The organism is Arthrobacter sp. NPDC058127 (assembly GCF_042884555.1).
In the GTDB taxonomy this organism is placed as follows: domain Bacteria; phylum Actinomycetota; class Actinomycetes; order Actinomycetales; family Micrococcaceae; genus Arthrobacter.
Genome location: NZ_JBHVTT010000003.1, coordinates 82559 through 93544 on the forward strand (window position 1 = coordinate 82559; position 10986 = coordinate 93544).

Consider the following 10986-nt stretch of genomic DNA (forward strand, 5'->3'; position numbering starts at 1 on the left):
CCATCTTCGGGTTCAGGCGCCTGGTCTCTGGACAATCGGGCTTCCTGGATACTCACTGAACGAGCCCCCAGCGGGGGGCCAGGAATTCCATTGCGGATGGAAGTTCTTGCACTGCCACTGCCCACGAGTGGCCGGCGCCGGCAACCGAAGCGTGCCTGATGTCGAACCCGGAGGTGCGGGCAGTTGCCGCCACCTCGGTGGAGTAACGGACGAATTCGCTGTCCGCGGCCCCGACCGCGAAGTAGCCTGCATGGCCGTCATAGCTCCGCTGTTTCATCAGGTTCAACGGTGTCAAGGCCTCGAAGGCCGCAGAGTCGCCGCCAAATGCGGTCTGGATGGTCCGCTGGCGATCAGGACCAAGCGAAGGTTCCCGCTCTCCCGAGAAGGCGATGAAGGAAGGGTAGATTTCAGGATGCAAAGCAGTCATCTGCACCGCACAGGTTGCACCGAAGGAAAACCCGCCGACAGCCCACTTCCTCGGGTCGGCGGAAACCTCGAGCGTCTGGTTGATCCAGCGCGGAACATCGATCGAGAGATACGTGTCGGCACGTGCGATAAGGCTATCCATGCACATGGTGTTTGCGGTATCGGAACCGTTTGGATCGACCACCACGACGACGGGCGCCACGCCTCCGTGCCGGGCGGCGAAGGTGTTCATGGTCGGCTCAAGCAGGCCGCCGGTCAGCCAATCGGCGGGACGTCCGGGCTGGCCGGCAAAGAGAACCAGTACGGGTAGTTGGCTGCGATCGGCGGCCAGGTAAGCCGGCGGCAGGTAAATGAAAGCGTCCTGGGCCTTGAAACCCGATTCAATCCCGGGAATCGATGCCCTCCGGACTATTCCCCCGTTAGGCGCTGACACCGGCAGGATTCCGGAAACACCCCTTTTGAACCCCTCCTCAAGCTCCGGGATCCGCCCCACGTTGTGGCCGAAGAGATCAGCCGCCGTGTGGTTGAGCCCGAAGTAGCTGTTGATCTGAAGCGCGGAGAGGAGCAGCACGGAGACGCACGAGACCCCTGCGGCGCTCCTGCCGCGCCACGACGAACCAGGGAGCCTGGCAAGGAAGAGGGCGAACGCAGAGAAGGCAACGGTCGACCAAATGAGGACATCGACGGGAAGGTCCTCCGGGAACACGGTGAGGACGTTGACGAGGAGCCAGTGGATGACTGCGACAACTCCACTCGCCACCGCAAGCGAGACAACTATGGAAAGTAACCAGCGCCGGTCCCGCCGCAGGAGGAGGAAGGCACTCCCGGCAATTCCGGCACCAAGGACGGTCCAGTAAAAGGGACCGTCAACAAGTCTCATGTTGAATAGGAAGTCCACTGTCCTCAGCGCCAGGTGCCGACGCCCACCACTGGGCCGGCCTCCAGCCAGGACGACAGCCCGGCGTAGGCATCAAATCTCATTGCCAGCATGAACCGCTGGCCTTCATGCTGCAGTTCGACTACCACGACGTCGGGTTGGAGCCTCGTCAGCTCTTCCTCCGTTGGCTTCCGGCGGCCAAGGAGCTCCAAAGAGCTGCGGCGGAAGCTATGTTTCGGACGGAAGCTGAGGGACAGCAGGCGGAACCACTCAAGCTCCGAGTCCTGATAACGACAAACCCCCATCCGCCAGCTGTTTCCAGCCGTGCAAATGGAGGCGTCGACCGTGCCGAGGGCGCGCCGCAAATTGAAGCGGCGCACCCCGACGAGGCACAGTGTAAAGATCAGCAACGCAAACGCCGTTGCCAAGGCGATGAACGGAATAGCAGAATCGTCCATCAAGGTCTTGCTATCGGATCCCCGCAGTAGCTGAATCGCCCAACTGGGCGTTGTCAGCGACGATCACCACGCGGTTGTTGTCGACGGAGAAGAATCCGCCGTCCACAACTACTGCAAGGCGGTCTCCGGTAACCGGCTCGATGGCCAGCTCGCCCGCGGCCAGAATGGCGAGGAGCGGCGAGTGGCCCGGCAGGATCCCGATTTCACCATCGCTGGTGCGGGCCTTGACCATCTTGGCCGCACCGGACCACACGAAGTGGTCCGCTGCGACAATCTCAACCTCGAGCTCAGCCATACTACTTGGTCTGTTCCTGGATCTTGGCCCACTGGCGCTCGACGTCATCCAGGCCACCGACGTTGAAGAACGCCTGCTCTGCGATGTGGTCCAGCTCGCCGTCGCAAATCGCCGTGAAGCCTTCCACGGTGTCCTTGATGGACACGGTGGAGCCTTCGACGCCGGTGAACTGCTTGGCGGTGTAGGTGTTCTGGGACAGGAACTGCTGGATGCGGCGTGCACGCGACACGACGATCTTGTCTTCTTCGGACAGTTCGTCAACGCCGAGGATGGCGATGATGTCCTGGAGTTCCTTGTTCTTCTGCAGGATCTGCTTCACACGGACAGCCGTGTTGTAGTGGTCCTTGCCGATGTACTGCGGGTCCAGGATGCGGGACGTCGACGTCAGCGGGTCAACGGCCGGGTACAGACCACGGGAGGCGATTTCACGGGAAAGTTCCGTGGTCGCGTCGAGGTGTGCGAAGGTCGTTGCCGGAGCCGGGTCGGTGTAGTCATCAGCAGGCACGTAGATGGCCTGCATCGACGTGATCGAGTGGCCCTTGGTCGAGGTGATGCGCTCCTGCAGGAGGCCCATCTCGTCGGCGAGGTTCGGCTGGTAGCCAACAGCGGACGGCATACGGCCGAGCAGCGTGGAGACCTCTGAACCGGCCTGGGTGAAGCGGAAGATGTTGTCGATGAAGAGCAGCACGTCCTGGTTCTGCACATCGCGGAAGTACTCCGCCATGGTCAGGGCGGACAGTGCCACGCGCAGACGCGTTCCCGGCGGCTCGTCCATCTGGCCGAATACAAGGGCGGTGTCCTTGAGGACGCCTGCCTCTTCCATTTCAACCCAGAGGTCGTTGCCTTCACGAGTACGCTCGCCGACACCGGCGAATACCGAAGTACCACCGAAGTTGCGGGCAACACGGGTGATCATTTCCTGGATCAGAACGGTCTTGCCGACACCGGCGCCACCGAACAGACCGATCTTTCCACCCTTGATGTACGGGGTGAGGAGGTCGATGACCTTGATGCCGGTCTCGAGCATCTCCGTGGAGCCCTCGAGGGACGCGAAGGCCGGGGCCTTGCGGTGGATCGGCCAGTAAGCGTCCGCGTTGATCTCGGACTCGTCGACGTCCAGCGGCTTGCCGAGAACGTTGAAGATGTGGCCCTTGACGCCGTCGCCGACAGGCACGGAGATCGGGGAGCCGGAGTCCCGCACGGAGGTGCCGCGGACGAGTCCGTCGGTGGCCTGCAGGGAGATGGCACGGACAAGGTTGTCACCCAGGTGCTGGGAGGTCTCGAACGTGATGGTCTTGGTCTCACCGTTGAGGGTTACCTCGGTGGTGAGTGCGTTGTAGATCGACGGGATTGCGTCAGCCGGAAATTCGACGTCGACAACCGGGCCGATGACGCGGGCAATGCGGCCGGTGGCGCCGGCCGTTGCGGCTGCGTGCTCGGTAGCGGTGGCAGTCATCTCTCTCACTTCACTCAGTAGATGGCGTGGGGTTAAGTTTATCTATTTGGTGCAGGTGTGGCTTGCGCCGAACCATGCACCGGCAACTACGCGCTCAGGGCGTCGGCGCCGGCCACGATTTCGGAAAGCTCCTGCGTGATCTCAGCCTGGCGGGCCGTGTTGCGCAGACGCGTGTACTTCTTGATCAGTTCGGTCGCGTTGTCGCCTGCCGACTTCATGGCGCGCTGGCGGGCTGCGAGCTCGGAAGCTGCTGCCTGCAGCATTGCTGCGAAGATGCGGGACTCGATGTAACGCGGCAGCAGTGCGTCAAGCACCTGCTCCGATTCCGGTTCGAACTCGTACAGCGGCAGAAGCTCGGACTCGGTGACAGCCTGCTCTTCGACTTCAAGCGGCAGCAGACGGACAACCGTGGGCTCCTGCGTCACCATCGACTTGAAGCGGGTGTAAACGACGTGGATCTCGTCCACGCCACCCTCAGCGAAGTCGTTGGCGAACTCTTCGAGAAGAGCGGCGCCGACTTCCTTGGCAGTCTCGAATTCCGGTGCGTCCGTTCCGCCGGTCCACACGCGGGAGTACGGACGGCTGCGGAAGTCGAAGTATGCCTGGGCCTTGCGGCCAACCAGGTAGGTCTTGACTTCCTTGCCCTCTGCACGGAGAAGCTCGTTGAGACCTTCGGCCTTCTTGAGCACGCTTGCGGAGTAAGAACCAGCCAGGCCACGGTCCGAGGTGATAACCAGGACGGCGGCACGGCGGATCTGCTCCGGCTCGGTGACTAGCGGGTGATCGATTTCGCTCTGGCTTGCGACAGCAGAAACAGCACGGGTAATCGCGTTTGCGTAGGGCGTCGAAGCTGCAACGCGGGCGCGGGCCTTACCGATGCGCGAGGTAGCGATCAGTTCCATCGCCTTGAAGATCTTGCGCATCGACGTCGTCGAGCTGATCTTCTGGCGGTAGACCCGGATCTGGGCTCCCATACATTTCCTTTCCTAAGATCCCGATGGATCAGCGGCTAAGGCTTTGGCGAAGGCCCCGGGCCTGCGGATACCGCAGGCCCGGGAACCAATGCTCTAGCGCTTCTGCTTGACGATCTTTTCCTGGTCGACTTCGCCACCGGAAATCGCTTCGTGCTCTTCGTGGCCGGCACCAACCAAGCGGTTGTCGCCTTCTCCGAAGAAGCCCTTCTTGAAGTCGATGATCGAGGACTTCAGCGCTTCAGCGGTGTCGTCGTCCAGGACGTTGGTCTGCGCCAGCGTGGTCAGGATGGAGGACTTGTGCTTGAGGTGCTCCAGGAACTCGGACTCGAAACGGCTGACATCCTCAACAGGGACATCGTCCAAGTAGCCCTTCGTACCGGCCCAGATGGAAACGACCTGGTCCTCGACCGGGAACGGCGAGTACTGGCCCTGCTTGAGCAGTTCCATCAGGCGGGCACCACGGGTCAGCTGCTGGCGTGAAGCAGCGTCGAGGTCGGACGCGAACATCGCGAACGCCTGCATGTCGCGGTACTGCGCCAGGTCCAGCTTCAAGGTACCGGAGACCTTCTTCATGGACTTGACCTGTGCCGCACCACCAACGCGGGACACGGATACACCGACGTCAACAGCGGGGCGCTGGTTGGCGTTGAAGAGGTCCGACTGCAGGAAGATCTGGCCATCGGTGATGGAGATAACGTTGGTCGGAATGTAGGCCGAGACGTCGTTTGCCTTGGTTTCGACGATCGGAAGACCGGTCATCGAGCCTGCGCCCAGCTCGTCGGAGAGCTTGGCGCAACGCTCCAGCAGACGGGAGTGCAAGTAGAAAACGTCACCCGGGTACGCTTCGCGTCCCGGCGGGCGGCGGAGCAGCAGGGACACTGCACGGTAGGCTTCAGCCTGCTTCGACAGATCGTCGAAGATCACCAGTACGTGCTTGCCGCCGTACATCCAGTGCTGGCCGATGGCCGAGCCCGCGTACGGAGCCAAGTACTTGAAGCCGGCGGGGTCCGATGCCGGGGAAGCCACGATGGTGGTGTATTCCAGCGCGCCATGGTCTTCCAGGGTCTGGCGGACAGCGGCGATGGTGGAAGCCTTCTGGCCGACGCCGACGTAAACGCAGCGTACCTGCTTGGTGACATCGCCCGAAGCCCAGTTGGCCTTCTGGTTGATGATCGTGTCCACGGCGATGGCGGTCTTGCCGGTCTGGCGGTCACCGATGATCAGCTGACGCTGGCCACGGCCGATCGGGATCATGGCGTCGATAGCCTTGAGACCGGTCTGCATGGGCTCGTGGACCGACTTACGCTGGGTCACGCCCGGGGCCTGGAGTTCCAGTGCACGGGTGGTCTCGGCCTTGATCTCGCCGAGGTCATCGATCGGTTGGCCCAGCGGGTCAACCACGCGGCCCAGGAAGGCGTCGCCTACCGGGACGGACAGGATTTCACCGGTGCGGTGGACTTCCTGGCCTTCTTCGATGCCGGTGAAGTCACCGAGGATGATGACGCCGATCTCACGGACGTCGAGGTTCTGGGCCAAGCCCAGGGTGCCGTCTTCGAAGCGAAGCAGCTCGTTCGCCATGACCGAGGGAAGGCCCTCAACACGGGCGATGCCGTCACTTGCGGCGGTCACGCGGCCGACCTCTACGCGCTCTGCGTTTCCGGGTTCGTAGGACGCCGCGAACTCGTTCAACGCATTACGGACGTCGTCGGCGTTGATGGTCAATTCGGCCATCTGCAGTCCCTGCTCTCCTGTTTTCGTGATCATCGCTGCTCACGATGACCGGTGTTTGTATCAGTTAAGTTGTGCTTGTCTGGCTAGCCAGCGAGTTGCCGGCGGAGTTCGGACAGGCGGGCTACGACGGAAGCGTCAAGCACTTCGTCTGCCACCTGGACCCGGATTCCACCGATCAGAGTCGGATCAACGCTGACGTTGACTTTCAGCTCGCGGCCGTAGAGGGCATCAAGCCCGGCCTGCAGGCGGCTGGCCTGCGCATCCGTCAACGGACGGGTGACGCGGACAGTTGCGATCCAGCGCTGCTGGCGCTTGGCTGCAAGCTTTGCGAAGTTGTCGATGAGCTTGCTCGGCTTGACGCCGCGCGGCTGCGACACGGCCTGGCCGATGAGAAGCTGGGCCTCCGGGCTTGCGCCAGGAACCAACTTCTCCGCCAGGGTGATCTTGGCCGCAGCACTTGCCTGCGACTCTCCCAGAGCACGTTGTACCTCGTGGCTGGAAGCAACGGTCTGGTTGAAAGCAAACAGATCGTTTTCCAGCTCTTCCAGCCCCGTGATTCCGGAGGCAGAAACGGCCGACTTGTTTTCAGCCACGGCGATGACCACCGTGGCGGCAAGAGTCTCGAGTGCATCGCCGATATCGCGTGCCGATGCCCAGCGTGAGCTGGCCAATCCACTCGCGATTTCCGCAGCATCAGCGGAGACTTTCCCGCCAACCAGCTGCTTGACCAGCGCCGACTTTTCTTCTCCGCTGCGGGAGGGGTCAGTCAGGGCGCGGCGCAAGCCAGCCGAGCTGTCCACCGTTCCCAGGATTCCGAAGAGGTCCCTAGCCAACTGCAGCGAGGCCGTCGGAAGCATGGCTTCCAACTGCTCCAGCGCTTTGGTCAGCGATTCGCTCGATACACCTGCCATTACTTAGCTGCACCTGCGCTCTGGGTCTCCAGATCTGCGAGGAAGCGGTCCACCACGCGGGCGGCACGCTCGTCATCGCTGAGCGATTCGCCAACGATGCGCTCTGCCAAAGTCGTGGCCAGGGTGCCCACCTCGGAACGCAGGGCGACAACAGCTGCCTGGCGCTCCGATTCGATCTGGGCGTGTGCCTGCTCGGTGATGCGTGCCGACTCGGCTGCTGCCTTGGTCTTCAGCTCCGCGAGGATCTGGGCTCCTTCAGCTCGAGCTTCTTCGCGGATGCGGTTAGCCTCGGCGCGGGCGTCGTGGAGCTGCTGCTTGTACTCTTCGAGAGCTGCAGAAGCTTCAGCCTGGGCCTTTTCAGCCTTGGCAATGCCACCCTCAATCGCCTCTGCGCGCTCCGCGAAGGTCTTCTCGAACATCGGGACAACAAACTTGACCACGATGTACAAGAGGACCGCGAAGCCGGCGAAGACGACGCCCATTTCCCACGGGTTGGGAAGGAGCGGATTAGCCGACTCGGCGGCGCCTTGAGCGGCGGCTGAGATGATCTGCTGATTCATTTTTCACCCGTCCTTATCTACTCGGTTCTGAATGTTCGCTTGGTTCTTAGCTGTTTACTTGAGAACGAAAGCGAAGACCAGGCCGAGGATGGCGAGGGCTTCGGTAAGTGCCAGACCAAGGAACGCGATCGGCTGGAGCACGCGCTGGGCTTCCGGCTGACGTGCAACACCGTTGATGTAAGCAGCAAATACGAGACCCACACCGATACCACCGCCGATGGCGGAGAGACCGTAGCCAATGAGGTTAAGGGAGCCGTTGATGTCGCCGTTCATTGTATTCCTTTCAAGATGCCGCAGTCGCGGCAGGTTGTTTGGTTTGCTTCAACCCCCGAGGGGGAAGATTAAGGGTTGTGCCTAGTGGCTGTCGGCGTGGAGTGCGCCTTCGATGTAGATCGCAGTCAGAAGGGTGAAGACGTATGCCTGCAGCACCATGATCAGGGCTTCGAGCATGTACATGGCGATGGCCCCTGCGAGGACCAGCACCGATGCGCCCTTGAGGAGGACGTTTTCCTGCATGACAAGGAACTCGATACCCGAGCCGGCGATCATGACAATGAGGTGTCCGGCCATCATGGTGGCGAAGAGACGGAGGCTGTGCGTCACCGGCCGGACCAGGAAGTTCGAGATGATTTCGATCGGTACGACGATCGGCAGGATGAACCACGGGACGCCCGAGGGAACCGTGGCCAGCTTGAAGTACTTCAAGCCGTTCTTCTTGATGCCGATGCCGATCCAGGTGACGTATACAACCGCGGCCAGCACGTAGGCCCCGCCGACGTGCGAGAAGCTCGGGAGCTGGATCACGGGAATGGCGCCGTAGATGTTGTTCACCAGGATGAAGAAGAACAAGGTGAACAGGAGCGGTACGTACTTCATGAAGTCGCGGCCGCCGATAATGTCCTTGGCGATGCTGTTGCGGACGAAGCCGTAGGCCATCTCGCCCGCGAACTGCAACTTGCCGGGGACCAACTGCTGCTTGCGTGCAGCAGCGATGAAGAATGAAGCGATAAGGACGACCGACAGGATCACCAGCAACATCTGCTTGGAGAAGCCATCGCTCGCACCCCACGGCAGGATAGCCGGCAGGTGCATTTGGTCGATTCCGGGAGGAGTGAAGGTCCCTGAATCCTGGGCCGGGAGCGCAAGCGCGATCAACGCGTTTCCTCTCTGCAGTGTCCATCATTGGGCGTTGTTGAGGATCCGGCCGCGTTTCCTGCAGCCATTTCCCGTGTGAAATTATTTGGCATTACTGTCCCCGTCGTGGGGCGGACCGCTGTCTGCTTTGCTCTCACCAGATGAAGACCGCTGACTGGTAAGGCCATGCATGTGGGAAAGATAGAACCCCCCTGCGGCTCCGAGCAGAGCGCCAACGAGCACAATCCAGCGAGTCCCCCACAGAATATCCAGACCCCAGCCTATCAAACTCCAGACTATGATTCCGCCAACAATGTAGCTAAAGACGGCAATTCCGGCGTTGTATCCGCCGTCGCTTCCGTCGCTCGCTTGCTCAGTGGAATCGCCGGGTTTTGCGGCATGGGGTGTGACGGAGGGTCGCTTGTTCCTAGGAGTGAACATCGTCGCCTCCCTTGCCTGCTGCGGGGCCGTTGTAGATCTGCAGCCGGGCCTTACTGAAGCCATAGATTTCGGCGGCTTGCCACGAGACAACCGCGACGACGGCGCCTATCACGAACCAGCGTCCGTGCAGCCATGCGGGGGCGCCTAAGACGAAAAGCACCACCGCGAAACCGACGACCTTGACAAAGTAGCTGGCAACAAAAAGGCCGACCGCGCCGGAAGGATTATCCCGGCCGACAAAATGGCCGATCAAGAGGCTGATGGCAAAAAAGACCATGACCAGTGCCCCGCCGAATGCGGCAGAAAGCACTCCTACGCCACCGTTCATGACCGCCGCGACAACCGACGTTGCAGCGAGAGCCACCACTGCCGCCGTCGAGCTGAGGAAAAGAAGCCGCAGCCAGAGCGAAGAAGTGGAGCGTGGGGCAGCAACGCCGCTCGAGTCGGACTGCTGTCCGCCGGCGTTGGAGGTCATGGGGATGCCAATCGTCGTGGCAAAAATGCCAAAGTCTCAAAAAGGGTGGGTGCGCGGGCGAGTGACTGTCCGCCCTAAAATTCTACATGAGATAGAACTGTGATGTTAACGCCCTTGTCACACACCGTCTACTGGGCTTCGCGCCCTTTTCGGGCAAAGTACGGCCACGCTGTCACTCCGGCCATGATCAGGGCGGCCACGATGTCCACGGTGAGGACCATCTGCCAAGGGAAGATGGCAAACGCCAGGCCTCCAAACGCCAGAATGCAGGTCCACACGTACATCATGAGCACCGCCGTTCGGTGGGTGTGGCCGAGCTCGATGAGCTTGTGGTGCAAGTGTCCTCGGTCAGCCGACCAGGGCGATTGGCCACGTGCTGTACGCCGCAACACCGCAAGGCCGAGGTCCAGCAACGGTAGCGACAGAATCGCGAACGGCAACAGAATGGGAACGATGGTGGGAATACCATTCGCGCGGTCGTAAAGACCTGAACTGATCTGGCCCGTGGACACCACGCCGGCCGAGGCCATCACGAGGCCCAAAAGCATGGCGCCCGAGTCGCCCATGAAGATTTTGGCCGGGAACCAGTTGTGCGGCAGGAATCCGATGCAACAACCCACAATGATGGCCATCAGCAGCGCCGCCAGATCCGAGCGGTCCGTGAGTGTTGCATTGCGGTGGACCCAATACGCCGTCAGGAAGAACGCAACCCCGCCAATCGCGGCGACGCCTGCCGCCAGGCCATCGAGTCCATCGATGAAATTGACGGCGTTCATGGTGGTCACGATGAGGAGGGCGGTCAAGACGATCCGCAGCGGTTCCGCATCAATCCGTATGGGCTCCGGAACAAAGGGAAGGACGGACATCTGCACCCCCCAGACTGCGACGATCGTAGCGGCCGTGCATTGGCCGATCAGCTTAACCCACCAGCGGATGTCCATCACGTCGTCGGCGACACCCACCGCGACAATCACAAGGGCACCTGCCAGGATTCCCCACGGCGCACCGTTCCCGTGGAAGATGTCCTTCACGAAGAACGAATTGCTGGCCACGACGAGGGCCACGGCGAAGCCCGCGAAGAGTCCTAGGCCACCGAGTCGGGAAATTGGCACCGAGTGCATGTCCCGGCTGCGGATAGGGGCGAAAAGCCGGAGTTTGTTACCCATCTGGCGGGCTACCCACGTAGCGAGATACGACACGACGGCAGCCGTGAGCATCATGAGCGAATACATGATCACGTGGCGGCTC

13 protein-coding genes are annotated in these 10986 nt (G+C 61.5%); all 13 read right to left on the reverse strand.

What is annotated here, in order from left to right:
• Positions 1-52: 52 nt before the first annotated feature.
• A complete protein-coding gene (locus ACFVTG_RS06550; RefSeq protein WP_390279031.1) occupies positions 53-1306 on the reverse strand; it encodes an alpha/beta hydrolase in 1254 nt (417 codons plus the stop codon).
• A gap of 23 nt (positions 1307-1329) precedes the next feature.
• Positions 1330-1761: a DUF2550 domain-containing protein gene (locus tag ACFVTG_RS06555; RefSeq protein WP_284751219.1), complete on the reverse strand. Its 432-nt coding sequence runs from the start codon at positions 1759-1761 to the stop codon at positions 1330-1332.
• 10 nt (positions 1762-1771) lie between these two features.
• A complete protein-coding gene (locus ACFVTG_RS06560) occupies positions 1772-2056 on the reverse strand; it encodes a F0F1 ATP synthase subunit epsilon (RefSeq protein ID WP_059387616.1) in 285 nt (94 codons plus the stop codon).
• Between the two features lies 1 nt (position 2057).
• A complete protein-coding gene (atpD, locus tag ACFVTG_RS06565) occupies positions 2058-3512 on the reverse strand; it encodes a F0F1 ATP synthase subunit beta (protein ID WP_284751220.1) in 1455 nt (484 codons plus the stop codon).
• A gap of 86 nt (positions 3513-3598) precedes the next feature.
• Positions 3599-4486, reverse strand: a complete 888-nt coding sequence (locus tag ACFVTG_RS06570) for a F0F1 ATP synthase subunit gamma (RefSeq protein ID WP_284751221.1) — start codon at positions 4484-4486, stop codon at positions 3599-3601.
• Between the two features lie 93 nt (positions 4487-4579).
• Positions 4580-6217: a F0F1 ATP synthase subunit alpha gene (gene atpA, locus ACFVTG_RS06575; protein ID WP_078108478.1), complete on the reverse strand. Its 1638-nt coding sequence runs from the start codon at positions 6215-6217 to the stop codon at positions 4580-4582.
• An 83-nt stretch (positions 6218-6300) separates the two neighbouring features.
• On the reverse strand, positions 6301-7128 hold the full coding sequence (locus ACFVTG_RS06580; RefSeq protein ID WP_390279034.1) for a F0F1 ATP synthase subunit delta: 828 nt from the start codon (positions 7126-7128) through the stop codon (positions 6301-6303).
• On the reverse strand, positions 7128-7688 hold the full coding sequence (locus ACFVTG_RS06585) for a F0F1 ATP synthase subunit B (protein ID WP_284751223.1): 561 nt from the start codon (positions 7686-7688) through the stop codon (positions 7128-7130). Before ACFVTG_RS06585 ends, ACFVTG_RS06580 begins: the two co-directional genes overlap by 1 nt.
• Before the next feature lie 54 nt (positions 7689-7742).
• Positions 7743-7961: an ATP synthase F0 subunit C gene (atpE, locus tag ACFVTG_RS06590; protein ID WP_028264751.1), complete on the reverse strand. Its 219-nt coding sequence runs from the start codon at positions 7959-7961 to the stop codon at positions 7743-7745.
• An 81-nt stretch (positions 7962-8042) separates the two neighbouring features.
• On the reverse strand, positions 8043-8843 hold the full coding sequence (gene atpB, locus ACFVTG_RS06595) for a F0F1 ATP synthase subunit A (RefSeq protein WP_284751224.1): 801 nt from the start codon (positions 8841-8843) through the stop codon (positions 8043-8045).
• Positions 8844-8924: 81 nt separating this feature from the next.
• A complete protein-coding gene (locus ACFVTG_RS06600) occupies positions 8925-9263 on the reverse strand; it encodes a hypothetical protein (protein ID WP_390279036.1) in 339 nt (112 codons plus the stop codon).
• Positions 9250-9738 carry a hypothetical protein gene (locus tag ACFVTG_RS06605; RefSeq protein ID WP_390279038.1) on the reverse strand — a complete coding sequence of 163 codons (489 nt, stop codon included), beginning with the start codon at positions 9736-9738 and terminating at the stop codon, positions 9250-9252. Before ACFVTG_RS06605 ends, ACFVTG_RS06600 begins: the two co-directional genes overlap by 14 nt.
• 128 nt (positions 9739-9866) lie before the next feature.
• Complete coding sequence (locus ACFVTG_RS06610) at positions 9867-10976, reverse strand: MraY family glycosyltransferase (protein WP_284751226.1); 1110 nt, start codon at positions 10974-10976, stop codon at positions 9867-9869.
• Between the last annotated feature and the right edge of the window lie 10 nt (positions 10977-10986).